Source organism: Paracoccus sp. 22332 (assembly GCF_052045125.1).
In the GTDB taxonomy this organism is placed as follows: domain Bacteria; phylum Pseudomonadota; class Alphaproteobacteria; order Rhodobacterales; family Rhodobacteraceae; genus Paracoccus; species Paracoccus haematequi_A.
The window spans coordinates 63117-85360 of the sequence record NZ_JBQEOI010000002.1; the positions used below are offsets into that span (position 1 = coordinate 63117).

The window sequence follows — 22244 nt, forward strand, 5'->3', positions numbered from 1 at the left end:
TGTCAGAGGCCCGCCATGACCCGCATCAGCGCCATCATCGCCACCAGCCTTCTTGCGGCCAGCACCGGCTGGGCGCAGACCGCGCCGGTCCCCGCCGTGGACCAGCCGCGCGCCGTGAATGAGGCCCCCGCCGCCAGGACCGAGGCGCAGGGCCAGTCGGGCGAAGGCGACTGCCCGGCCCGCGACACCGTGGCCGAGGCCGCGACCGCCCCACAGCCTAGCGCCGACAGCACCGACGCCAACAACACCGGCAGCAGCGGGTGGAGCGGGGGTCTGGGCGGTTCCGTCCTGGGCACCAACACCCAGGGCGCGGTGGCGCAGTCGCCCACCTGGCAGCCGCCGACCGCGCGCGGGCTGGATCTGGCCGGGCGCGCGGACCCGGCGCCCGCCGCCTGCTGATCAGTTCAGGATCGGCACCTGCGGCTCGGCATCGTCCAGCCGCAGGCGCAGCCCGTCGCGATTGAAGAATTCGCCGTCCCGGATCAGCGTCCGGTCGCCGTTCAGGGCGCGCATAAGCTGATCCAGCCGCTCCTTGGCGATGCTGTCGGCCACCAGCCCCTCGCGCCCCGCCCGAAACAGCGCGACCGCGTCCCAAGCCACGCCCGATCCGTCCAGATGCGCCGCCATGTCAGGCCAGGCGATATCGTCGCCGATCACATGCAGATGCGCCGACCGCAGCAGATCGACCCGACCCCCCTGCGTGCCGACCAAGACGATCAGCAGGGTGAAGCCCTGCGTTTCCGCGAAGGTGGCGCGCAGCCAGTCGTCGAAATCGGTCATGGCCGGCCTTCGGATGATGGCGGAAGGGAATGGGAGTCGAACCCACCCGGGACAGTCTCGCTGCCCCAACCGGAGTTGAAGTCCGGCCGCCCCACCGGGGACGATTCCCTTCCAGGCTCGCCGAACAGGTCGGCGCGATGCGGGTTGATGCGACGTAAATCGCCGCGGCGCAAGGTCAGGCCGTGGCGGTCGAAGAAATCCAGGATTTCGATGGCGACCTTGCGGCCGTTCTGCACCCGGTCACGAAAGGCGGGGGCGGTGAACCAGCCGTCGGGGGCCTGCGCGGCCAAGTCCAGAATGATCGCCACCATCTCGGCCGTGACGGGGCGGGCGAAGAAATGGTCATGCGCGATCTGGTCGGTGCGGCCCAGCTTCTGGGTCAGTTTCAGAACGCGGCGCACCTCTCGCTCGTCCATGCCGAAGTCGGTGGCGAAGTCGCGGACGCGCGGCGGGCGGAAGCGCATCTCGCCCAGCAGGGCGGGGGCGATGCGGTCCCACAGCGCCTCGTCCTCGGCCGTGAAGCGGACCTCGTGGCCCGGCAGGCGGAGGAAGGCGCCATCGGGGACCGCGCGGCCTGCATCGGCTTCGGCGCGCAGGAAGGCCAGAAAGGCGTCCTTGGGCAGGCGCGGTTGCAGCGTCAGGCGCAGGCGCTCGCGGCCCAGGCCGGGCAGGTCCGGGTTGTCCTGGTGGAACTGCGTCAGGATCTGGGTCAACTGGGTTTGCAGCGCCGCCAGAACGGCCCGGCTGATCGCCAGATCGCCGATGGTGACGGCCTGGGCGATGCGGGCGGCGTCCGCCAGGGCAGCGGGCGACAGGCTGCGGTCGCGGGCGAAGCCGGGCAGATCGACCGGCGCCACGGCCAGCATCGCGGCAAGGGCGGCGGCGGGATCCTCGGGCCGGGCGGCGGCGATCAGCGCCAGCCGTTCGGGCGTGCGGCGCTTGCGGGCGGGGGCGCGCAGGTCCAGGAAGCGCCCGCCGCCGATGGTGCGGCTGGCCGACACGTCGCGCAGGATGAAGCGGTCATGCACCGCCGCCGCGACAGGACGGTCCAGCACGATCTGCACCGGGCCGCTGCCGCCGGGCTGGATGGGATCGGACAGGGGCACGATGCGCGCCCCGGCCTCGACCGCATGGCTGTGCAGGCGGGCAGGGAACCAGGTGCCGATGGGCTTGGGTTCGCTGGCCAGCACCGTCAGCCAGGCGTCGATGCGGTCAGTGGGCGCGTGCAAAGCGGGCGACAGCACCACGTCGCCGCGATGGATGGCGTCCTTGCTGATCGCCTCGCCCGCCAGGTTCAGCGCGCAACGCTGGCCCGCCAGCCCTTCGGTTGCGGGACGGTTCTGGGCATGGATGCCGCGCACGCGGGCCGGAAGGCCACGGGGGCTGACGGTCACCTGATCCCCGACCGCGACGCGGCCCGCCAGCATGGTGCCGGTGACGACCGTGCCCGCGCCGGACAGGGTGAAGCTGCGATCCACGGCCAGCCGCATCGGGCCGTCGGCGTGGCGGGCGGTCGTCTCGGCCTCGGCGGCGATCAGGGCGGCGCGCAGGGCGTCGACGCCTTCGCCGGTCAGAGAGGAGACCGGCAGGACCGGCGCATCGGCCAGGGCGGTGCCTTCAAGCGCCGCACGGATTTCCGCCGTCACGGCCACGCGGCGGGCATCGTCGGCCAGATCGGCCTTGGACAGCGCCACAATCCCGCGCGCGATGCCCAACAGGTCCAGGATCGCCACATGCTCGCGCGTCTGCGGCATCACGCCGTCGTCGGCGGCCACCACCAGCAGCGCCATGTCGATGCCGCCCGCGCCCGCCAGCATGGTGTGGATCAGGCGTTCGTGGCCCGGCACGTCGACAAAGCCCGTGACCCTGCCGCCGCCCAGATCGGCATAGGCGAAGCCCAGGTCGATGGTGATGCCGCGGGCCTTTTCCTCGGCCAGGCGGTCGGCATCGGTGCCGGTCAGCGCCTTCACAAGCGCGGTCTTGCCGTGGTCGATATGCCCCGCCGTGCCGACGATCATGCCGACAGCGCCCGCAGCAGGTCGTCGTCGCGGTCGAGGCAGCGCAGGTCCAGGATCAGCGCGCCGTCGCGGATATGGCCGACGACGGGGCAGGGCAGGGCGCGCAGCCGGGCCGACAGCCGGTCGGGCGCGTCGCCGCCTTGGCCGGTGATGCGCAGCCCGGCAGAGGGGAGCGTGTCCACCGGCAGCGCCCCCGAGCCGATCTGGCTGGCGCAATCGGTCGCGGTCACGCTGTAGTCCGGCAGCAGCGCCCCCACCTGCGGGGCCAGCCGTTCGGCCTGGGCGGCGATGTCGGATTGCGGGCGCGACAGGTGGCGCAGGGTCGGCAGGCGTTGGGCCAAGCGGTCGGGATCGCGATACAGGCGCAGCGTCGCCTCCAGCGCGGCGATGCGGATCTTGTCCAGACGGACGGCGCGTTTCAGCGGGTTCTTGTTGATTTGCGCGATCAGATCACGCCGCCCGACGATGAAGCCCGCCTGCGGCCCGCCCAGCAGCTTGTCGCCCGAGAAGGTGATCAGGTCAGCCCCTTCCGCCACAGCCTCGGCCACGGTCGGTTCGCGGCGCAACCCGTAAGCCGCCAGATCGACCAGCGACCCCGACCCCAGGTCGTTCAGCAGCACCACGCCCGCCTTCCTGGCGATCTGCGCCAGCGCGGGGGCGGGAACTTCAGCGGTAAACCCCTCGATGCGGTAGTTCGAGGTATGGACCTTGAGGATCAGCCCCGTCTCTGCCGTGATCGCGTCTTCATAATCGCGCGGATGGGTGCGGTTGGTGGTGCCGACCTCGACAAGCTGCGCGCCCGCCCGCGCCATGATGTCGGGCATGCGGAAGGCGCCGCCGATCTCGATCAGTTCGCCGCGCGAAACGATGGCCTGCCGCCCCTGGCCGAAGGTGTTCAGCGCGATCAGGACAGCGGCGGCGTTGTTGTTGACGATGGTCGCGTCCTCGGCCCCGGTCAGCTCGCACAGCAGCCCGCGCAGGTGGTCGTCGCGCTGCCCGCGTCCGCCGCCGTCCAGGTCGAATTCCAGCGCCAGCGGCGCGGCCATGGCCGCCGAGGCCGCCTTGATCGCCTCCTCCGCCAGGATCGCCCGGCCCAGGTTGGTGTGCAGCACCGTGCCGGTCAGGTTCAGCATCGGGCGCAGCTTCGATTGCGCCCCCGCCGCCAGATCGGCGGCCAGCAGATGCGGCAGGCGGGCGGCCTCGGTTTCGCCATCGGCGCCGCCCTTGATCGCGGCGCGGGCGGCGTCCAGACGGGCGCGCAGGGTGGCGGTGACCACCGCGCGGCCATGGGCCTCGATCAGCGCCCGGCCCCTGTCGGACAGCAGAACCTGATCGACCGAGGGCAGGGCGCGGAACCCCGTCATCAATAGCCCGCGATGAAGGGGTTGAAGCCGCCGCGCCGGAAATCGGTGTCCTTCATCAGCATGTCGAGGCCCAGGCTGGACACGTCGTCCGCGACGGGATCCAGGCTGGGGTTCTTGTTCTGATAGAGGATCTTCACCCAACTGCCGCATTCGGAACACAATTCCGCCTTCACCGTCGCCTCGTCCGTTTCGACGCTGCGATAGCTGATGCCCTTGGTCGACCCGCAGCAAAGGCAGGTCACGCGCACCTCGTTCCAGTGCGTCGCGCAGCAGCCGCAGGCGGCATAGCGTGTGCTTTCGATCCCCGCCGCACCCATGACCGAGGATGTCGCGGGCCGTCCGCCGCAGGTCGGGCAGGTGCCGGTGCGGATCCTGACCAGTTGCGCGGCGTCCAGCGTGGCGGCCAGCCGCGCCAGATGGACCTGCACGGCAGTGCCGACGAACAGATGCGGCGCGGCGCTGTCGTCGGGGATGCGGTCGGACAGGATATTCTCCAGCAGCCAGTGCCGGTCGGCAATGCCCGCCGCCGTGACGGCGGACAGGGCCAAGCGGGCGGGTTCGGGCATGTCCAGCACCGCAGCCTCGGCCAGGAAGCGGTCCAGCGTGGCGTGCATTGCCTCGTCCACCGCCAGGGCGGCGCGGTCGATGGGCGGCATCCGGCTTTCGCGGGCGATGCGGATGCGGTCGGCGGGGATCGGCGCGGGTGCGGGCAGGTCGCGCGCCAGCCGCGCCTGCAAGGCGGTGAGGTCGGCCAGGAAGCGCAGATAGGGCGCCAGGTTGCCGCCGTGATCGGCCAGAAAGGCGAACCGCCCGGCCCGCTTGTCAAAGACCGCCGCGGCGTCGGGCAAAAAAGCCAGCGGCGCCACGGGGACGCCGCCGATGACCGAAGGGTCGGGTTGCATGGTGGTTGTCATACCGTCTCCGGGCCGGACCGGCCACTTGCCTTTGCGTTATTCTGCCGGGCCGTTCTGGTGGCGTCCAGCCAGTTCGCGCAGCCATTTACGGTGGTGGCGATAGGCCCAGCCACCCGTCACGGTTCCCCGCGTCATCGCCCGCAACGTGCCGCGCGTCCAGATCGCCGCATAGACATGCAGGATGAACACCAGGATGATCGCCACCGCTGCCAGCGAATGCACCAGCACGGCAATGCGCCGGGTCGGGATCGTCACCAGCCCGCCGAAGAACTGTTCCCAGATCATCACCCCGGTCACGATCAGCACCACGATCAGGATCGACATGGCCCAGAAGATGAATTTCTGCCCGGCGTTGTATTTGCCAAGCTCGGGCAGCTTTTCCTCGTTTCCGGCGACCACATCCCCGATCTGGGCGACCCAGGTGGTATCCTCGGGGCGGGGCAGGTTCAGGCGCCACAGCTGCACGAACATCAGCAGGAAGCTGAAGAACAGCACCACGCCGATGATCGGATGGATCCAGCGCGTCGTCTGCCCGCCGCCGAACAGGCCGGTCAGGAAATACAGCGACGGATGGAACAGCGCCAGACCCGACAGCAGCAGCAGGATCAGCGACAGCGCCGTCACCCAGTGGTTGCCCCGGATGAAGCCCCGGTAACGGCTGACCGTCACCGGCTTGACGCTTTCGATCCGGTCGCCCGGTTCGGAATAGAGGGGGCGCGGCATCACACGTCCCCCCTGTCATGGGGCGCACTGGCGGGCGCATCGGCCTGGACCAGCCGTTCTGCGGCCTGTTCCTCGTGTTCGTCCACGCGGTTGGCGCGGGCGAACAGCCCGTGGATCGCGGCCCCCACGGCGGCCACCCCCATCACCGCCAGACCGGCGGTCTTGGTGACGCCCTTCCAGCCCTCGACCACCGGCGAGATGCGCGGATTTTCCGGCAGCCCGTCATAGATCTGCGGCTTGTCGGCATGGTGCAGCACATAGATCACATGCGTGCCGCCCACCCCCTGCGGGTCATAGATCCCGGCGTTGTCGTAGCCGCGCGACTTCAGATCCTCGATCCGGTCGTTGGCATGGGCGATCATGTCCTCTTTGGTCCCGAAGACGATGGCCTGGGTGGGGCAGGCCTTGGCGCAGGCCGGACCCTGGCCCACCGCCACGCGGTCGGAACAGAGGGTGCATTTATAGCTCTTGTGATCGACCTTGCTGATGCGCGGGATGTCGAAGGGACAGCCGGTCACGCAGTATCCGCAGCCGATGCAGTTTTCATGGATGAAATCGACGATGCCGTTGGAATACTGCACGATGGCGCCGGGCGCCGGGCAGGCCTTGAGACAGCCCGGGTCCTCGCAATGCATGCAGCCGTCCTTGCGGATCAGCCATTCCAGGTTGTCGGTTTCCGGGTTCACCCATTCGCTGAACCGCATCAGGGTGAACATGTTCGGGGTCAGGTCGTGGGGGTTTTCATAGACCCCCACGTTGGTCTCGACCTCGGGCTTGGTGTCGTTCCACTCGATGCAGGCCGACTGGCAGGCCTTGCAGCCGATGCATTTGCTGACATCGATCAGCTTGGCGACCTTGGTCAGCTGCCGGTCGGGCTGCGGCACGTCCTTGGTGGCCGAGATGCGGACCACGTCGGAGGGCAGCAGATTCGACCCGATCGGCTGGACGGGCGGGTTGGCCGCCGCCGTGGTGGGTTGGGGCGCGGTTTCGGTCATGCCACCGGCTCCTCTGCGGGTTCGATATTGACCATGAAGGCCTTGAATTCAGGCGTCTCGACGTTCGCGTCGCCGACCTGAGAGGTCAGGCTGTTCGGGCCGAAGCCCTTTTTCGCCGATCCCATAAAGCCCCAATGCAGCGGGATGCCGATGACATGGACGGTCTTGCCGTCCACCTGCAACGGCCGCAGCCGCTTGGTCACGACCGCCTTGGCCCAGACCTGCCCGCGCTTGGACCAGACCCGGACCCGGCCGCCCTTGGCGATGCCGCGCTCCGCCGCCAGTTCCTCGCTGATCTCCACGAAGAACTCGGGCTGCAACGCGGCGTTCACCGGGTTGTGCTTGGTCCAATAGTGGAAATGCTCGGTCAGGCGATAGCTGGTCGCGACGCAGGGGAATTCAGGCTCCCCGATCTCGGCGAACTGGTCCGCCGTGCTTTGGAACACCCGTGCCACCGGGTTGCCGCGCATCCGCGCGTTGAACGGGTTGGCAATGGGGGCTTCGAACGGTTCCATATGCGTCGGGAAGGGGCCGTCGCGCATCATCCCCCGGCTGAACAGCCGGGACGCGCCCTCGGGGTTCATGATGAACGGACCGACCTCCTCTGGCTTGGCCGTGACCGGAATGTCCGGCACGTCATAGCCTTCCCATTTCTCGCCTGTCCATTCGATGATCTTGCGCGAGGGATCCCAGGGCTTGCCCTGCAAGTCGCAGGACGCCCGGTTGTACAGGATCCGCCGGTTCGCCGGCCAGGCAAAGGCCCAGTTGAGGAAGGCGCCGGTGTCGTCGGGATCGGTATTGTCCCGCCGCGCCATCATGTTGCCCGCCTCGGTCCAGCTTCCCGCATAGATCCAGCAGCCGCCCATGGTGGACCCGTCGTCGCGGTAATGTCCGAAACTGGACAGTTGCTGCCCGGCCTCGGCCACGACCTTGGTGGGGTCTGCGGCGTCATAGACGGTCGCAAGCGCGCGGCCGTTCATTTCCCGGGCAAGCTCGTCCGCCTTGGGATCGTTCGGGTCGCGATAGTCCCAGGTCAGGTTCAGGATCGGGTCGGGGAAGACCCCGCCTTCGTCCTGATAGAGCTTTTTCACGCGCAGGAAGATCTGCGCCATGATCCAGGTGTCGTGCTTGGCCTCGCCCGGCGGGGTCGCCCCCGGCCAGTGCCATTGCAGCCACCGGCCCGAGTTCACCAACGCGCCCTCGTCCTCGGCAAAGCAGGTGGTGGGCAGTTCCAGAACCTCGGTCTGGATGGATGCCGTGTCCACGTCGTTGTAGATGCCGTGGTTCTGCCAGAAATGCGAGGTTTCCGTCTCCAGCGGATCCATGACCACCAGCATCTTCAGCTTGGAAAACGCCTCGGTCATCTTGCCCCGGTTGGGGAACGACAGGATCGGGTTGAAGCCCTGGCAGAAATACAGGTTCACCTTGCCATGGGCCATCAGCTCGAACATGCGCATCCCGTCATAGGCGGGCACGTCCAGTTTGGGCAGATAGTGATAGGCCCAGTCGTTTTCGGCCGTGGCGGCATCCCCCCACATCGCCTTCATGAAGCTGACCATGAACTTGGAATAGTTCTGCCAGTAACTGGTCTGCCCCGGCACGATCGGCTTGAAGCCGCGGGTGGACATGTAGGTCGCCCAGTCCGCTTCCTTTTCCGTGGGGATGTTCAGGTAGCCGGGGATCAGGTTCGACATCAGCCCGATATCGGTCAGGCCCTGGATGTTGGAATGGCCGCGCAACGCGTTCATCCCGCCGCCCCGGACGCCGATATTGCCCAGGATCAGTTGCAGCATCGCCATGCCGCGGATGTTCTGCGCGCCCTTGGAATGCTGGGTCCAGCCAAGCGCATACATCGAGGTCATGGTCTTGGTGGGCGACGAGCATTCGCCGATCATGCCGCAGATATGCAGGAACTTGTCCTTGGGCGTGCCGCAGATGCGTTCGACGAATTCCGGCGTATAGGCGTCGACATGCGCTTTCAGCAGGTTCCAGACGCAGCGCGGATCCTGCAGGGTGGGATCGGTCTGGACGAACCCGTCCTCGCCCATCTTGTAGTCCCAGCTGGACTTGTCGTAGTCGCGCTTTTCCTCGTCATAGCCGGTGAACAGCCCGTCGGACCAGCCGAACTCGTCCTTCACCAGGAAGCTGGCGTTGGTATAGTTGCGGACGTAATCCCACTGCACCTTGTCGTTTTCGATGCACCAGCGGATCACGCCCATCAGGAACACGATGTCGCTGCCCGGACGGATCGGCGCATAGTAATCCGACACGGACGCCGTGCGGTTATAGCGCGGATCGACCACGATCAGCTTGGCGCCGCGATGGTGCTTGGCCTCGGTCACCCATTTGAAGCCGCAGGGATGCGCTTCGGCGGCATTGCCGCCCATGACGACCACAAGGTCGGTGTTCTTGATGTCGGTCCAGGAGTTGGTCATCGCTCCACGGCCAAATGTCGGGCCCAAACTGGACACCGTGGGGCCGTGTCAGACGCGCGCCTGGTTATCGAATCCGACGATCCCCATGGACCGGACCGTCTTGTAGGTCAGCCATGCGGTTTCGTTTGTGGTTGCCGATGCCGCCAGGAAGCCGGTCGTGGTCCAGCGGTTGACGGGCACGCCCGCCTCGTTCACCTGGATCAGGTTGGCGTCGCGGTCATCCTTCATCGCGCGTGCGATCTTGTCCAGGGCCTCGTCCCAGGTGATGTCCTGGAAGTCGCTGGCACCGGCGGCGCGATAGCGCGGCTTGGTCAGGCGCGTGGGCGCATGGACGAAATCCTTCAGCGCGGCGCCCTTGGGGCACAGCGTGCCGCGATTCGTCGGATGGTCGGCGTCGCCTTCGATGTGCAGAAGCTGGGCGGTCTCGCCCGCTTTCACGTCGCCTTTGGAATACATGATGATCCCGCAGGCGACTGAGCAGTAGGGACAGGTGTTGCGCGTTTCCGTGGTCGTGGCCAGCTTGAAGGCGCGCACATGCGCCTGTTCCGCCGCCTCGGCCCCGCCGAAGCCCATTGCCCCCAGCGATGTCGCCGCAACCCCCGCACCCGCCAGCCTCAAGAAGCCGCGGCGCGAAAGGTCGATGTTCATAAGACCCTCCTGCTGCCTGTCTATAGATAGGTACCGGGCCAGTTTGCTGACCGGGCGGTCAAAAGTCAAGGCGGGGCAGATCCTGTCGCGGTCGCTCCGACAGGGCAAGAGGCCTGCGGAAATCTAATAAAAACAGAACTATATGGCTGGTTGTCCCGTTCACGATTTCGCGCGACCAAGCAGCGGCAATCTTTTACGAGGATATGATGTTCAAACCAATCCTTCTTGTTTGCGCCGTTCTTTCCGTTGCGGGCTGCGCCACCATCACTCGCGGGTCCAACGACGCTCTTATCGTCAACTCGACCCCCACCGGCGCCCAGGTGAAGATGAGCGACGGGCAGACCTGCAACAATACGCCGTGCACGTTCAAGGTGCCGCGCAAGTCGGAACTGAATGTCCTGATCACGAAGGACGGCTGCAAGCATCAGCAGGTCCGCGTGACAAACAGGGTCGCCAGCGGTGGCAGCGCCGCAATGGCGGGCAACGTGCTGGTCGGCGGCATCATCGGCGCCGGTGTGGACGCCAGCAGCGGTGCGATGCTGGATCTGGTGCCAAACCCGGTCGAGGTGACGCTGGACTGCCGCTGAGGCTGGCGGGGACTGCGGCGCAGCAGTGCCGCGCCCAGCCCGGCGCCGTGGTGCGCGGCGAGGGACTCGAACCCCCACGCCGAAGCGGTTGGACCTAAACCAACTGCGTCTACCAATTCCGCCAGCCGCGCACGTCGCCAGCCTTACGCCGGGATGGGCGGGACGGTCAACGGGTCATCGCTGGGACATGGCGACGGCAATCTGCGATGCCAGGCGGGCGTTGTTCAGGACCAGGGCGATGTTGGAGTGCAGCGACCGGCCCTCGGTCAGCTCGAAGATGCGTTGCAGCAGGAAGGGCGTGACCTGTTTCGCGGCGATGCGTTGGGCCTCGGCCTCGGACAGGGCCTGTTCGATGACCGGGCCGATCACCTCGGCGGCGATCTCGGCCTCGGGCGGGATCGGGTTGGCGACAAGCTGGCCGCCGTTCAGGCCAAGGCGCGCGCGCATGGCGGCGGCGGCGGCGATCTGATCGGCGCTGTCCATGCGCAGCGGCGCGCGGATGCCGCTGGCGCGCGACCAGAAGGCGGGCAGGTCGTCCTGGCCATAGGCGATCACCGGCACACCCAGGGTTTCCAGCACCTCCCACGTCTTGGGCAGGTCCAGGATCGCCTTGGCGCCCGCCGCGACCACCGTCACCGGGGTCTGCGCCAGTTCCTGAAGGTCGGCGGAAATGTCGAAGCTGGACTCGGCCCCGCGATGCACGCCGCCGATGCCGCCGGTCGCAAAGACCCGGATGCCCGCCAGATGCGCGCAGATCATCGTCGCGGCGACCGTGGTCGCGCCGGTGCGGCCATTGGCCAGGCAGACCGCCAGATCGGCGCGCGACAGTTTCATTGCCTGATCCGGCGGCGTCTGCGCCAGGGCCTGCAACGCCTTGTCGTCCATGCCGACATGGATCTGCCCGCCCATCACGGCGATGGTGGCGGGCACCGCGCCGTTGTCGCGGATCGCCTGTTCGACCTGCCGCGCCATGTCCAGGTTCTGCGGCCAGGGCATCCCGTGGGTGATGATCGTCGATTCCAGCGCCACGACCGGGCGGCCGGCGGCCAGGGCGTCGCGGACTTCGGGCGAGAAGCTGAGGGGGGCGGTCATGGAACATCCTTTCCAGAGACATGCGCGGCGGCGGCACAGGCGGCCTGGCGCAGGGCCGCGTCGCGCGGCTGTCGGTTCAGTTCGGCGGCCAGATGCGCGGCCAGGAAACAATCGCCCGCGCCGGTCACGCGCGCGACGGTGACGGGCGGCGGGGCGAAGGTCAGGGTCGGCGCACCCGCCATCGCCTCGGCGACCGGATGCGGGCCGTCGGTGACCAGCACGCGGGCGGCGCCGCGCGCGACGACGGCCTGCGCGGCGGTGGCGGCGTCGGGACAGGCGCGACCGGCGAGAATCTCGGCCTCCAGCCGGTTGAGATAGAAGCAGCCGCGGCGGGCGGCGATCAGGGGTTCCAGCCGTTCGGCCTTGCCGGGGCTGGCCGGGACCACGCGCAGGTCGGCGCGGGACAGGCGCGGATCGCGGGCCACGCTGGCCAGCAGATCCTCGGTCAGGTTGCCGTCCAGGACGACCGGCGCGGTCCAGCCGGACAGCGCGCCGTCCAGCGGGGCCAGGATCGCGGTGCCCGCATCCTCCAGGCTGTGGACATCGGCGATGGCGGCGATCAGCCCCTCGCTGTCTTCGATTCCCATATAGGTGTCGGTCGGCAGGCCGGTGTCGCGGGCCAGATGCGCGGTCAGGACGCCCAGACGTTCCGCCTCGGCCACCAGGGCCGCTCCCTCCGGGTCGCGGCCCACGGCGGACAGGACGGCGGGGCGCAACCCCCAGCGAGCCAGCGCCACCGCGACGTTCAGGGCCACGCCGCCGGGGATGTGGCGGATCCGGCCCGGCACGTCGGCGCCCGGCGCCATCCGGCGCGGCGCGCGGCCGATCACGTCCCACAGCATCGCGCCGATGCAGAGGATGTCAGGGGGCGCCGTCATCGCTGCTCCATTCGCCGATCTGCACCTCTAGAAACCGTTCGAAATCGTCCAGGTCCACCGGGTCGAACTGCCCGAAGCCCTGCATCCAGACGGATGCCGCGCGCATCCCGTCCGGGTCCAGCTTGCACCAGGTGATCCGGCCCCGGCGTTCCTGCCGGATCAGCCCGGCCGCCGCAAGGACCGACAGATGCTTGGAGATCGCCGCCAGGCTCATGTCGAAGGGCGCGGCCACGTCGCTGACGGCCATGTCGTCTTCCAGCAGCATCGACAGCACCCGCCGCCGGGTGGGGTCGGCCAGGGCCGCGAAGATCAGGTCCAGCCGGTCGGGCGCGGGGGCGTTCATCCGCCCGTGATGGCGCGGAATGGCGGGAATGGTCAACTGTCCGGTTGAATATTGTCCGCGTCGGGCAGGGCCGGCGCCGCGCGGCGCATCATCGCCGGAATCTATAATCCCAATGTAAATCAATATCTTGATTGGATTTTCCCCATGCTTGACTTGGCGGGGGATCCACCCTAGACAGCCCGGCAACGAAGAACGGGCGCGACAGATGGCCGAAGATCCCAGGGACAGCGCGGACCGGCAGGCGGATGCCGCCCGCCTGCGCGACCTGGAGGAGCGGCTGTCCAAGGTGACCGCGAAGCCAGAGGTCGCCGGGCCGATGGCGGGCTATGACAAGGCGCATGTCGCCTGGCGCATGGTCACCGAGATCGTCGCGGGCATCATGCTGGGCGCCGGGATCGGATACGGGTTGGACTGGCTGTTCGGCACCCTGCCGATCATGCTGATCCTGTTCATACTTCTCGGCTTCGTGGCCGGCATCAAGGTGATGATGCGCACGGCAGCCGAACTTGGCAGCACATCCGGCAAGCCGCCGGGCACCGACGAGAGGGATTGATCGTGGCGACAGAAGCGCATGGCGAGGCAACCGGCCTGTCTTTCCACCCGATGGACCAGTTCATCGTGCGCCCGCTGTTCGGGGACGGCGCGGTCCACTGGTACACGCCGACCAATGTCACGCTGTGGCTGTTCCTGATCGTCGCCGCCACGCTGGCCCTGCTGGTGATGGGCACGCGCGGCCGGGCCATCGTGCCCAGCCGCAGCCAGTCCATCGCGGAACTGGCCTATGGCCTGGTCCACAAGATGGTCGCCGACATCGCGGGCAAGGACGGGCTGAAATACTTCCCCTATATCATGACGCTGTTCATGTTCATCGTCTTCGCCAACTTCCTGGGCCTGCTGCCCATGGCCTTTACCGTGACCTCGCATATCGCGGTGACGGGCGTGCTGGCGCTGTCGGTGTTCCTGACCGTGACGGCCATTGGCTTCATCAAGAACGGCGCGCATTTCCTGGACCTGTTCTGGGTCCGCTCGGCCCCGCTGGCCATCCGCCCGGTGCTGGCCGTGATCGAGGTCATCAGCTATTTCGTGCGCCCCGTCAGCCATTCCATCCGACTTGCGGGCAACATGATCGCCGGTCACGCCGTGATCAAGGTCTTCGCGGGCTTCGCGGCCATCGCCGCCGTCGCGCCGATCTCGATCATCGCGGTGGTCGGCATGTATGCCTTCGAAATCCTGGTGGCCTTCATCCAGGCCTATGTCTTCACCATCCTGACCTGCGTCTACCTGAAGGACGCGCTGCACCCGTCGCACTAAGCCGGGCTGCACGGTCGGGTTTCACCCCAATCCACAACTTCCAACCGCAAGGAGCATCATCATGGAAGGCAATATCGGAGAACTGGGCCAGTACATCGGCGTCGGCCTGACCGCCATCGGCATGGGCGGGGCCGCCATCGGTGTGGGCAACGTCGCCGGCAACTTCCTGTCGGGCGCGCTCCGCAATCCGTCGGCCGCCGCCGGCCAGACCGCCACGCTGTTCATCGGCATGGCCTTCGCCGAAGCCCTGGGGATCTTCTCGTTCCTGGTCGCGCTTCTGCTGATGTTCGCAGTCTGATCCAACGCCATCCTTGCGGCGGGGTGGGGGTCCGGCCCCCGCCCCTTCGTGACCTTCAAGGCCAAGGGGTTTGGACATGATCAGCCTGTTGCAAGAGGCCGCCCATACCGCGGCCGAACATACCGAAAGCGTCGCAAGCTCGATCGCGCATGGCGAGACCGAGACAGCCACGGGCCTGCCCCAGCTGGATCTGACGACTTTCGCGAACCAGATTTTCTGGCTCATCGTCACCATGCTGGTGCTGTATTGGGTCGTGGCCAAGATCGCGCTGCCGCGCATCGGCGCCGTGTTGTCCGACCGCCAGGGCGCCATGACCGGCGATCTGATGGCCGCCGAGGAATTCAAGCTGAAGGCCAAAGAGGCCGAGGCCGCCTATGACAAGGCCCTGGCCGACGCGCGGGCCGAGGCGGGCAAGATCGTCGCCGCCAACCGCGCCGAGATCCAGAAGGAACTGGACGCCGCCATCGCCCATGCCGATGCCGAGATTTCGGCGCGCGCGGCGGAATCGGAAAAGCGCATCCGCGAGATCCGCGACAGCGCCGATACCGACGCCCGCGAGGTCGCCCGCGACGTTGCCGCCGAACTGGTGCGCAGCTTCGGCGGGACGGTCGATCAGGCCGCCGTCGATCAGGCCGTGGACAGCCGCATGAAAGGGGCCTTGCAGTGAAGAAACTTTCCCTTCTTGCCGCCACGGTTCTGGCCGCCGGACCGGCCGCCGCCGCGTCCGGCCCGTTCTTCTCGTTGCGGAACACGGACTTCATCGTGCTGGTGTCGTTCCTGGTTTTCGTGGGCGTGCTGCTGTATTTCAAGGTGCCCGCCCGGATCGGCGCGCTTCTGGACAGCCGCGCTGCGGGCATCCGCCGCGACCTGGACGAGGCCAAGCGCCTGCGCGAGGAAGCGCAGGAGATCTATGCCAGCTATGAGCGCCGCCAGCGCGAGGTGGCGGGCCAGGCCGATCAGATCGTCGCCAATGCCAAGCGCGAGGCCGAGGCCCAGGCCGCCAAGGCCAAGGCCGACCTGAAGACCTCGATCGAACGCCGCCTGAAGGGGGCCGAGGATCAGATCGCAAGCGCCGAGGCCGATGCGGTGCGTGCCGTGCGCGACCGGGCGGTGCAGGCTGCGGTCGCAGCCGCTTCCAGCCTGCTGGCGCAGCAGGTGGGCGCTGGCCAGCGGTCGGCCGGGATCGACGAAGCCATCGAGGACGTGGCGCGTCGGTTGAACTGACGGCATTCGGACAATGATATTCGGACAGTGATCACGAAAAAACCCCCGGTCCTGCGACCGGGGGTTTTGCGTTGCGGGGTGGCGATCAGCGGGTCGGCCAGATCAGGATTTCGACCCGCCGGTTCTGGGCGCGGCCTGCGGCGGTGTTGTTGGATGCGACCGGCTGGTTGAAGCCCTGCCCGGTGGCGGTCAGGCGGGCCGGGGCCACGCCTGCGGCGGTCAGGATGCTGGCGACCGACTGGGCGCGGCGCTGCGACAGGTCCATGTTATGCGCGGCCGACCCGGTGTTGTCGGTGTGGCCCACGACCTGGACGCGGCTGTTCGGATACTGGTTCAGGTTGCGCGCCACGGCATAGAGATCGTTCTGCGCCTGGCCGGTGACGGCAGCGGAATCGGTGGCGAACAGGATGCCCTCGGGCAGGATGACTTGCAGGTGGTCGCCCCGGTTCACGACCTGGACGTTGCTGCTGACGGACTGTTGCAGCGCCTGGGCCTGACGGTCGAGAATGTTGCCCGCGATGGCGCCCGCCGCCGCGCCCAGAATCGCCCCGCGCGCCGCGTCCCGGCCCTGGTTGTTGCTGTCGCTGTCGCGGGTGCCCGCCAGGACGGCGCCGACGGCGGCCCCGGCCAGGGCGCCTTGCTGGGTGCGGCTCATCCCGGTCGTGCCGGTGCCGTCGGTGGGAGCGCAGGCGCCAAGGGCGACAAGGCCGGCGCTGGCGAGGATGGTGGTGACGCGAAGGTTCATGGAGTTTCCCTTTCCTGGTCTTGCGGCTTTGATCATGCGGCAAATTTCCGGTTGCCGCCCAACGCGCCGACGCTGGCCCAGTTCCGGGGGAAAGGAAAGTCACGGGTGCGTGGAAGATGCTGGATTGGCAGAAAAAACCTCTGGTCGCCGGGTCGGGGCCGGGCCGGGCTTGCATTGCCGGGCGAGGACGGCCAAAAGCGTCGGGCCATGGTCCAGCCCCGCCGTCTGCCGCAGCCCTTGCCCTTTGCCCAGCAGGTCGCGATCTTTTCGCGCCTGGCCGAGGCCAATCCGCAGCCCGAGACCGAGCTGGTCTTTTCCAACCCCTTCACGCTGGTGGTGGCGGTGGCGCTGTCGGCGCAGGCGACCGATGTGGGCGTCAACAAGGCCACCAGGGGCCTGTTCGCCGTGGCCGACACGCCGCAGAAGATGCTGGATCTGGGGCTTGAGGGCATGACCGAGCATGTCAAGACCATCGGCCTGTTCCGCCAGAAGGCGAAGAACGTCATCACCCTGTCGCGCATCCTGGTCGAGGAGTTCGGCGGCGAGGTTCCCGACAGCCGCGCGGCGCTGATGAGCCTGCCGGGCGTCGGGCGCAAGACCGCCAATGTGGTGCTGAACAGCGCCTTTCATTTTCCGGCGCAGGCCGTCGATACGCATATCTTCCGCGTCGGCAACCGCACCCGCATCGCGCCCGGCCGCGATGTCGAGGAGGTCGAGCGCGCCATCGAGGACAACGTGCCCGCCCGCTTCCAGCAGGATGCCCATCACTGGCTGATCCTGCACGGCCGATACATCTGCCAGGCGCGCCGCCCGCGCTGCGCGGTCTGTCCGATTTACGATCTGTGCCCCTATGAGGAGAAGACCGCATGACCACCCCTTACGTGATCGGCATCGGCAATGCGGTGATGGACGTGATCTCGCCCACCGATGACGACCGGCTGGCCGCGCTGGGGATCCGCAAGGGAATCATGCAGCTGATCGAGCGCGAGCGGTCGGAATACCTGATGGCCGCGCAGGCGGATGACCACGGGCCGGGGCGCGCGCAGTCGCGGCTGGTGCCCGGCGGGTCGGTGGCGAACACGCTGGCCGGGATCGGAATGCTGGGGCTGCGGACGGCCTTCATCGGCCGGGTGGCGGACGATCCGCTGGGCTTGTCCTATGCCGAGCAGACCGAGGCGGCGGGAACGGTGTTCGTGAACCCTCCAGTCGCGGGCGAGCAACTGCCGACGTCGCGCAGCATCATCTTCGTGACGCCGGATGGCGAGCGGTCGATGAACACCTATCTGGGGATTTCGGCCGAACTGGGGCCGGCCGATGTGAACCCTGCGGTGTTCCAAGGGGCCGGGTGGCTGTTCCTGGAAGGATACCTGTTCGACAAGCCCAAGGGCAAGGAGGCGTTCCTGAAGGCCGCGCGGTCCTGCCACGAGGCGGGCGGCCAGGCGGGGATCGCGCTGTCCGATCCCTTCTGCGTGGACCGCCACCGCGCGGATTTCCGGCGGCTGGTGGCCGGGCCGATGGATTACGTGATCGGCAATGTCCATGAATGGCAGTCGCTGTATCAGGTCGAGGATCTGGAGGAGGCGCTGCGTCTGGCGGCGGCGGATTGCGGCACGGTGATCTGCACCCGTTCGGGCGATGATGCGATCCTGATCCGCGAGGGCGAGCGCGTGACGGCGCCGGTGCATCGGGTCGTGCCGGTGGACGCGACCGGGGCGGGAGACCAGTTCGCCGCAGGGCTGATCTATGGCCTGGCCCTGGGCGCGCCGCTGGCCGTGGCGGGACGGATGGGCTGCATCGCGGCGGCCGAGGTGATCGGGCATGTGGGGCCGAGGCCTGAACGCGACCTGCGGGCGGATTTCCGGGCCGAAGGGCTGGTCTAGGCTTGCGTCCCGCGATCGCTGGGGGACTTCACGTCCCCCAGACCCCCTGTGGGATATTTGAGGTCCAATGCAAAGAGCTGCCGGTCGGAAGCCGCGGCGTTGCGTGGATCTGCCGCTGCGTGTATCAGGGCCGGAACGAATTTGCAGCTTGAAGGACAGTGCGGATGCGCAGGGTTGTTGTCACCGGATTGGGGATGGTCACGCCGCTGGCCTGCGGCGTCGAGGCGACGTGGGAACGTCTGCTGGCCGGGCGGTCCGGCGCCGGGCCGATCACGCGCTTCGATTCCAAGGACGTGGTGACGAAATACGCCTGTGAAATCCCTTTCGGCGATGGCAGCGACGGCACCTTCAACCCCGACGACTGGATGGAGCCGAAGGACCGGCGCAAGGTCGATGATTTCATCCTGTACGGCATGGCCGCGGCCGAGCAGGCGGTGAAGGATTCCGGCTGGGAACCCGCCACCGAGGAAGACCGCGAGCGCACCGGCGTGATGATCGGGTCGGGGATCGGCGGGCTGACCAGCATCGCCGAAACGGCTGTGCTGATCAAGGAGCGCGGGCCGAAGCGGGTGTCTCCGTTCTTCATTCCGGGGGCGCTGATCAACCTGGTCTCGGGGCAGGTGTCGATCCGCTTCGGCTTCAAGGGACCGAACCACGCGGTCGTGACGGCCTGTTCCACCGGGGCGCATGCCATCGGCGACGCGGCGCGGCTGATCATGCTGGGCGATGCCGATGTGATGGTCGCGGGCGGCGCGGAAAGCCCGATCAGCGAGATCGGCATCGCGGGCTTCAACGCCTGCAAGGCGTTGTCGACCAAGCGCGACAACGATCCGCAGGCGGCCAGCCGCCCCTATGACGCGGACCGGGACGGGTTCGTGATGGGCGAGGGGGCGGGCTGCGTGGTGCTGGAGGAATACGAGCACGCCAAGGCGCGCGGGGCCAAAATCTATGCCGAGGTCCTGGGCTATGGGCTGTCGGGCGACGCCTATCACATCACCGCCCCCAGCGAGGATGGCGATGGCGGTTTCCGGGCGATGCGCAACGCGCTGAAGAATGCCGGGCTGGAGCCTTCGGCGGTCGATTACATCAACGCCCATGGCACCAGCACCATGGCCGACACCATCGAGTTGGGCGCGGTGGAACGGCTGCTGGGTGATCACGCGAAGAACGTGGTGATGTCGTCCACCAAGTCCAGCATCGGGCATCTGCTGGGCGCGGCGGGCGCGGTCGAGGCGATCTTCTGCGCGTTGGCGATCCGCGACCAGATCTGCCCGCCGACGATCAACCTGGACAATCCGGCGGTCGAGCCGCAGCTGGATCTGGCGGCGAATGCGGCCGTGCGGCGGCGCGTCGATGTGGCGCTGTCCAACAGCTTCGGCTTTGGCGGCACCAACGCCTCGCTGGTCCTCGGGAAGGTCCGGGAATGATCTGGCGCAATATCGCGTCGAACTTCCTGACGCTGCTGATCGTGATGCTGATCGCGGCGGCGGCGGCGGTGGCCTGGGCCAAGCACCAGTTCAGCGGGCCGGGGCCGAGCGCGGTCGCGCAATGCGTGCAGGTGGCGCCCGGCGCCAGCCTGAACGCGGTCAGCCAGCAACTGGTGGAGCAGGGGGCGATCAGCAATTCCTATGTCTTTCGGGCCGGGACGGACTATCTGGACAAGGCGCGGGATCTGAAATTCGGCAGCTATCTGGTGCCGCCCCATGCCAGCATGGAACAGATCGTCGGGGTGATCACGGCGGGCGGGCCGTCGACCTGCGGGACCGAGGTTCTGGTGCGCGTGGGCGTGCGCGAGAACACCGTGCTGCTGCGCGACATGAACCCCGACACCGGCGCCTTCGAGGAAATGGCGCGTTTCAACCCCGCGACCGAGGAATCGCCCGAGGCGATCTCGGTTGCGGTCGAAAAGCCCGGCGCGCGGCTGCGCGTCGTCATGGCCGAGGGCGTGACCAGCTGGCAGGTGGTCGAGGCGCTGAAGGCCGCGCCCTTTCTGACCGGCGAGGTCGAGGACATCCCGGCCGAGGGCAGCCTTGCGCCCGACACCTATGAGGTCGAGAAGGGCCGCAGCCGTTCGGCGTTGCTGGCCGAGATGGCGCAGCGGCAGGCGGCGATCCTGGCCGAGGAATGGGAGGCGCGGCCTTTCGGCCTGCCCTACGAGACGCCCGAGGAGGCGCTGATCATGGCCTCGATCGTGGAGAAGGAGACCGGCGTGGCGGACGAGCGGGCGCAGGTCGCCAGCGTCTTCGTCAACCGGCTGGAACGCGGGATGCGGCTGGAGACGGATCCGACGGTGATCTATGGCATCACCAACGGGCAGGGGGTTCTGGATCGCGGGTTGCGGCGGTCGGAACTGGCGGCGCGGACGCCCTATAACACCTATCGCGTGGACGGGCTGCCGCCGACGCCCATCGCCAATCCGGGCCGCGCGGCGATCCATGCGGCGCTGAATCCCGACAGCACGGATTACGTCTTCTTCGTCGCCGACGGGACGGGCGGGCACACGTTTTCCCGCACGCTGGAGGAGCACAACGCGGCCGTCGCCCGCTGGCGCGAGATCGAGCGGCAGCAGGGCGGCGATCCGACAAGTCCGGTCCAGGGCGACGGCTGAGCGCCGCAAACCGTTCAGGGCATTTGACAAAGCCCGTCCCGTTGCGCAGCATTGCAGGCAAGGGCGGGCTTTTTCGTGGCGCGGATCGCGCCCGGCCATCGCCTTGCAGGAGGATGAGCCATGAAACTGTCCGACATGTTTTCGACCCTGGCCGAAAATGCGCGCACCTATGAAAAGCGCGTGGCCGAATGGCAGGACGACCTGAACAGCCGCAACGACGAGATGCTGGCAAGCGCCCGCAAATGGCAGGAAACCGCCCTGCAACGCCAGGACGAGATGAACCGCCAGTTCAAAGGCTATTTCGAGGAAGCGGGCGAGAATGTCCGCAACCAGTGGCAGGCGATGCAGAACGCCTGGGAGGAGCAGTTCGAGAAGATCCGCGAGAAGGGCGAGGAAATGCGCGCCGCCGCGCTGAAATCGGGGCATCTGCCGGAATGGGCCGAGGCCTATGCCGCGCAGATGGTGGGATTCGCCCAGAAGATGCAGGACGAGGCCGCCAACGCCATCGCCGCCGCGACCGAGGCAAAGAGCCAGGGACAGGGCAAGGCGCCGCGCGGCAAGGGCACGAAGGACGCCTGAAACCGAATCCCCGTTGCGCTTTCCGGTCGGGTCGGTTCGCGGGGAAGGACGGGTGTTGCGCAGGGGTGTTGCACAGGGCAAGCCATTGTTCGGAATGGATAATTAGGCCTGCACCGTGCGCGCCCCGGTTTAGCGATTGACTTACCGAACGCCCTGGGGTAGAACCTTTCCATGCTGGGAAAAGTGGGCAAGCGGCCGGGGGCAACCCTTGGGCCGCTTTTTCATTTTTCGGCTCGTGCGGACAGGACACGAGGCAGGACAGTTTGCATGAACGATATGGAATGGCGCGGGATCGGCATCGGTGATCCCGAAGGACCGTTCGCGGCCGGGCGGAACCCGGCCGCGCCGGACGTGAAGCCGGTTGCGAGTGCGGAGGCAGGCATGGACCCCAGCGAGGCCATTGCCGTCGCCGAAGGGTTGTTCTGGTCCTATGTCAAGGATTTGAAACGTCACGAGGCCGCGTTGGAGGCCCGGCAGAGCGGGGCCGTCGATCCCGCCGAGCTGAAGGAAGCCATGCAAACCGCAAAGGTCGTCCGCGAGGCGGTCGGCCTTTTGATGGCGGAAAGGAACAGGGTTGACAAGTTACGCAAGGATATCGCCGGCGCGGTCGGAGGAGGCAGCCTCGACCTTGACGCGGCACGAGATGAAATCGGGCGCCGCCTGGCTTGCCTCCGCCGCGCCTCAGGACGTTGACGCCTTCCTGGGCGGGCTGTCGGAAAACGCGCTGATGGCGCTGCCCTGGCTGTTCGAGTTCTGGGCCCTGCCGCATCAACTGCCCCCCGAGGGCGACTGGAAGACCTGGGTCATCATGGGCGGGCGCGG

At 67.7% G+C, this 22244-nt stretch carries 23 protein-coding genes, 2 tRNA genes and 2 pseudogenes; 14 read left to right on the top strand and 13 right to left on the bottom strand.

Features of this window, described 5'->3' with window-relative positions; translation table 11 throughout:
* Positions 1-15 precede the first annotated feature (15 nt).
* Positions 16-399: a hypothetical protein gene (locus tag ACTJI6_RS02195; RefSeq protein WP_440797438.1), complete on the top strand. Its 384-nt coding sequence runs from the start codon at positions 16-18 to the stop codon at positions 397-399.
* Here ACTJI6_RS02195 and ACTJI6_RS02200 read toward each other — a convergent pair whose 3' ends face one another.
* From ACTJI6_RS02200 to fdnG, 8 genes and pseudogenes are all read right to left on the bottom strand, one after another.
* The gene (locus ACTJI6_RS02200) at positions 400-780 is read right to left on the bottom strand and encodes a hypothetical protein (RefSeq protein ID WP_440797440.1); all 381 of its coding nucleotides are present in this window, start codon (positions 778-780) and stop codon (positions 400-402) included.
* 17 nt (positions 781-797) lie between these two features.
* A tRNA-Sec gene (locus tag ACTJI6_RS02205) sits at positions 798-893 on the bottom strand.
* A gap of 93 nt (positions 894-986) precedes the next feature.
* Positions 987-2798, bottom strand: a pseudogene (selB, locus tag ACTJI6_RS02210) (selenocysteine-specific translation elongation factor); the annotation flags it as partial.
* Positions 2795-4162: an L-seryl-tRNA(Sec) selenium transferase gene (gene selA / locus ACTJI6_RS02215; protein WP_440797442.1), complete on the bottom strand. Its 1368-nt coding sequence runs from the start codon at positions 4160-4162 to the stop codon at positions 2795-2797. The pseudogene selB and the gene selA, both read right to left, overlap by 4 nt.
* Positions 4162-5076, bottom strand: a complete 915-nt coding sequence (gene fdhE / locus ACTJI6_RS02220) for a formate dehydrogenase accessory protein FdhE (protein WP_440797444.1) — start codon at positions 5074-5076, stop codon at positions 4162-4164. Before fdhE ends, selA begins: the two co-directional genes overlap by 1 nt.
* A 36-nt stretch (positions 5077-5112) precedes the next feature.
* The gene (locus tag ACTJI6_RS02225) at positions 5113-5799 is read right to left on the bottom strand and encodes a formate dehydrogenase subunit gamma (RefSeq protein WP_440797446.1); all 687 of its coding nucleotides are present in this window, start codon (positions 5797-5799) and stop codon (positions 5113-5115) included.
* The gene (gene fdxH / locus ACTJI6_RS02230; protein ID WP_440797448.1) at positions 5799-6794 is read right to left on the bottom strand and encodes a formate dehydrogenase subunit beta; all 996 of its coding nucleotides are present in this window, start codon (positions 6792-6794) and stop codon (positions 5799-5801) included. The genes ACTJI6_RS02225 and fdxH overlap by 1 nt, the downstream gene beginning before the upstream one ends.
* Positions 6791-9877 carry a formate dehydrogenase-N subunit alpha gene (fdnG, locus tag ACTJI6_RS02235; protein WP_440797450.1) on the bottom strand — a complete coding sequence of 1029 codons (3087 nt, stop codon included), beginning with the start codon at positions 9875-9877 and terminating at the stop codon, positions 6791-6793. The genes fdxH and fdnG overlap by 4 nt, the downstream gene beginning before the upstream one ends.
* 206 nt (positions 9878-10083) lie before the next feature.
* On the opposite strand from fdnG, the gene ACTJI6_RS02240 reads away from it, so the two are divergent.
* On the top strand, positions 10084-10464 hold the full coding sequence (locus ACTJI6_RS02240; protein ID WP_440797452.1) for a translation initiation factor 2: 381 nt from the start codon (positions 10084-10086) through the stop codon (positions 10462-10464).
* A gap of 48 nt (positions 10465-10512) precedes the next feature.
* On the opposite strand, the gene ACTJI6_RS02245 is transcribed toward ACTJI6_RS02240, so the two are convergent.
* The 4 genes from ACTJI6_RS02245 to ACTJI6_RS02260 form a co-directional block, all read right to left on the bottom strand.
* Positions 10513-10595 (bottom strand) — tRNA-Leu (locus ACTJI6_RS02245).
* A 43-nt stretch (positions 10596-10638) separates the two neighbouring features.
* Positions 10639-11556 carry a pseudouridine-5'-phosphate glycosidase gene (locus ACTJI6_RS02250; RefSeq protein ID WP_440797454.1) on the bottom strand — a complete coding sequence of 306 codons (918 nt, stop codon included), beginning with the start codon at positions 11554-11556 and terminating at the stop codon, positions 10639-10641.
* A complete protein-coding gene (locus ACTJI6_RS02255) occupies positions 11553-12434 on the bottom strand; it encodes a PfkB family carbohydrate kinase (RefSeq protein ID WP_440797456.1) in 882 nt (293 codons plus the stop codon). The genes ACTJI6_RS02250 and ACTJI6_RS02255 overlap by 4 nt, the downstream gene beginning before the upstream one ends.
* The gene (locus tag ACTJI6_RS02260) at positions 12418-12777 is read right to left on the bottom strand and encodes an ArsR/SmtB family transcription factor (RefSeq protein ID WP_440798015.1); all 360 of its coding nucleotides are present in this window, start codon (positions 12775-12777) and stop codon (positions 12418-12420) included. The genes ACTJI6_RS02255 and ACTJI6_RS02260 overlap by 17 nt, the downstream gene beginning before the upstream one ends.
* Before the next feature lie 205 nt (positions 12778-12982).
* Here ACTJI6_RS02260 and ACTJI6_RS02265 point away from each other — a divergent pair, with 205 nt between their 5' ends.
* The 5 genes from ACTJI6_RS02265 to ACTJI6_RS02285 all read left to right on the top strand — a co-directional run bounded on the left by ACTJI6_RS02265 (position 12983) and on the right by ACTJI6_RS02285 (position 15610).
* Complete coding sequence (locus ACTJI6_RS02265) at positions 12983-13330, top strand: AtpZ/AtpI family protein (RefSeq protein WP_440797458.1); 348 nt, start codon at positions 12983-12985, stop codon at positions 13328-13330.
* A 2-nt stretch (positions 13331-13332) separates the two neighbouring features.
* Positions 13333-14088 (top strand): F0F1 ATP synthase subunit A, encoded by a 756-nt coding sequence (locus ACTJI6_RS02270; protein WP_241232771.1) that lies wholly within the window; start codon positions 13333-13335, stop codon positions 14086-14088.
* Positions 14089-14149: 61 nt separating this feature from the next.
* On the top strand, positions 14150-14386 hold the full coding sequence (locus ACTJI6_RS02275; RefSeq protein ID WP_089343169.1) for a F0F1 ATP synthase subunit C: 237 nt from the start codon (positions 14150-14152) through the stop codon (positions 14384-14386).
* Between the two features lie 76 nt (positions 14387-14462).
* Positions 14463-15053 (top strand): F0F1 ATP synthase subunit B', encoded by a 591-nt coding sequence (locus tag ACTJI6_RS02280; protein WP_126154645.1) that lies wholly within the window; start codon positions 14463-14465, stop codon positions 15051-15053.
* Positions 15050-15610 (top strand): F0F1 ATP synthase subunit B, encoded by a 561-nt coding sequence (locus ACTJI6_RS02285; RefSeq protein WP_126154644.1) that lies wholly within the window; start codon positions 15050-15052, stop codon positions 15608-15610. Before ACTJI6_RS02280 ends, ACTJI6_RS02285 begins: the two co-directional genes overlap by 4 nt.
* An 85-nt stretch (positions 15611-15695) precedes the next feature.
* Here ACTJI6_RS02285 and ACTJI6_RS02290 read toward each other — a convergent pair whose 3' ends face one another.
* On the bottom strand, positions 15696-16355 hold the full coding sequence (locus ACTJI6_RS02290; protein WP_126154643.1) for an OmpA family protein: 660 nt from the start codon (positions 16353-16355) through the stop codon (positions 15696-15698).
* Positions 16356-16562: 207 nt separating this feature from the next.
* On the opposite strand from ACTJI6_RS02290, the gene nth reads away from it, so the two are divergent.
* The 7 genes and pseudogenes from nth to ACTJI6_RS02325 all read left to right on the top strand — a co-directional run.
* Positions 16563-17225 (top strand): endonuclease III, encoded by a 663-nt coding sequence (gene nth / locus ACTJI6_RS02295; RefSeq protein ID WP_440797462.1) that lies wholly within the window; start codon positions 16563-16565, stop codon positions 17223-17225.
* Complete coding sequence (locus ACTJI6_RS02300; protein ID WP_440797464.1) at positions 17222-18235, top strand: adenosine kinase; 1014 nt, start codon at positions 17222-17224, stop codon at positions 18233-18235. Before nth ends, ACTJI6_RS02300 begins: the two co-directional genes overlap by 4 nt.
* 164 nt (positions 18236-18399) lie before the next feature.
* Positions 18400-19662, top strand: coding sequence for a beta-ketoacyl-ACP synthase II (gene fabF / locus ACTJI6_RS02305; RefSeq protein WP_440797466.1), 1263 nt, complete (start codon positions 18400-18402; stop codon positions 19660-19662).
* Positions 19659-20843, top strand: a complete 1185-nt coding sequence (gene mltG / locus ACTJI6_RS02310) for an endolytic transglycosylase MltG (protein WP_126154639.1) — start codon at positions 19659-19661, stop codon at positions 20841-20843. The genes fabF and mltG overlap by 4 nt, the downstream gene beginning before the upstream one ends.
* 120 nt (positions 20844-20963) lie before the next feature.
* A complete protein-coding gene (locus ACTJI6_RS02315) occupies positions 20964-21422 on the top strand; it encodes a hypothetical protein (RefSeq protein WP_440797468.1) in 459 nt (152 codons plus the stop codon).
* 267 nt (positions 21423-21689) lie between these two features.
* Positions 21690-22115, top strand: a complete 426-nt coding sequence (locus ACTJI6_RS02320; RefSeq protein WP_241232770.1) for a permease — start codon at positions 21690-21692, stop codon at positions 22113-22115.
* Positions 22066-22244, top strand: a pseudogene (locus ACTJI6_RS02325) (ATP-binding protein); the annotation flags it as partial. The gene ACTJI6_RS02320 and the pseudogene ACTJI6_RS02325, both read left to right, overlap by 50 nt.

Coding starts and splice junctions, on each gene's coding strand:
- ACTJI6_RS02195 (WP_440797438.1), top strand. CDS start 16: ATGACCCGCATCAGCGCCATCATCGCCACCAGCCTTCTTGCGGCCAGC.
- ACTJI6_RS02200 (WP_440797440.1), bottom strand. CDS start 780: ATGACCGATTTCGACGACTGGCTGCGCGCCACCTTCGCGGAAACGCAG.
- selA (WP_440797442.1), bottom strand. CDS start 4,162: ATGACGGGGTTCCGCGCCCTGCCCTCGGTCGATCAGGTTCTGCTGTCC.
- fdhE (WP_440797444.1), bottom strand. CDS start 5,076: ATGACAACCACCATGCAACCCGACCCTTCGGTCATCGGCGGCGTCCCC.
- ACTJI6_RS02225 (WP_440797446.1), bottom strand. CDS start 5,799: ATGCCGCGCCCCCTCTATTCCGAACCGGGCGACCGGATCGAAAGCGTC.
- fdxH (WP_440797448.1), bottom strand. CDS start 6,794: ATGACCGAAACCGCGCCCCAACCCACCACGGCGGCGGCCAACCCGCCC.
- ACTJI6_RS02240 (WP_440797452.1), top strand. CDS start 10,084: ATGTTCAAACCAATCCTTCTTGTTTGCGCCGTTCTTTCCGTTGCGGGC.
- ACTJI6_RS02250 (WP_440797454.1), bottom strand. CDS start 11,556: ATGACCGCCCCCCTCAGCTTCTCGCCCGAAGTCCGCGACGCCCTGGCC.
- ACTJI6_RS02255 (WP_440797456.1), bottom strand. CDS start 12,434: ATGACGGCGCCCCCTGACATCCTCTGCATCGGCGCGATGCTGTGGGAC.
- ACTJI6_RS02260 (WP_440798015.1), bottom strand. CDS start 12,777: ATGAACGCCCCCGCGCCCGACCGGCTGGACCTGATCTTCGCGGCCCTG.
- ACTJI6_RS02265 (WP_440797458.1), top strand. CDS start 12,983: ATGGCCGAAGATCCCAGGGACAGCGCGGACCGGCAGGCGGATGCCGCC.
- ACTJI6_RS02275 (WP_089343169.1), top strand. CDS start 14,150: ATGGAAGGCAATATCGGAGAACTGGGCCAGTACATCGGCGTCGGCCTG.
- ACTJI6_RS02280 (WP_126154645.1), top strand. CDS start 14,463: ATGATCAGCCTGTTGCAAGAGGCCGCCCATACCGCGGCCGAACATACC.
- ACTJI6_RS02290 (WP_126154643.1), bottom strand. CDS start 16,355: ATGAACCTTCGCGTCACCACCATCCTCGCCAGCGCCGGCCTTGTCGCC.
- nth (WP_440797462.1), top strand. CDS start 16,563: ATGGTCCAGCCCCGCCGTCTGCCGCAGCCCTTGCCCTTTGCCCAGCAG.
- ACTJI6_RS02300 (WP_440797464.1), top strand. CDS start 17,222: ATGACCACCCCTTACGTGATCGGCATCGGCAATGCGGTGATGGACGTG.
- fabF (WP_440797466.1), top strand. CDS start 18,400: ATGCGCAGGGTTGTTGTCACCGGATTGGGGATGGTCACGCCGCTGGCC.
- mltG (WP_126154639.1), top strand. CDS start 19,659: ATGATCTGGCGCAATATCGCGTCGAACTTCCTGACGCTGCTGATCGTG.
- ACTJI6_RS02315 (WP_440797468.1), top strand. CDS start 20,964: ATGAAACTGTCCGACATGTTTTCGACCCTGGCCGAAAATGCGCGCACC.
- ACTJI6_RS02320 (WP_241232770.1), top strand. CDS start 21,690: ATGAACGATATGGAATGGCGCGGGATCGGCATCGGTGATCCCGAAGGA.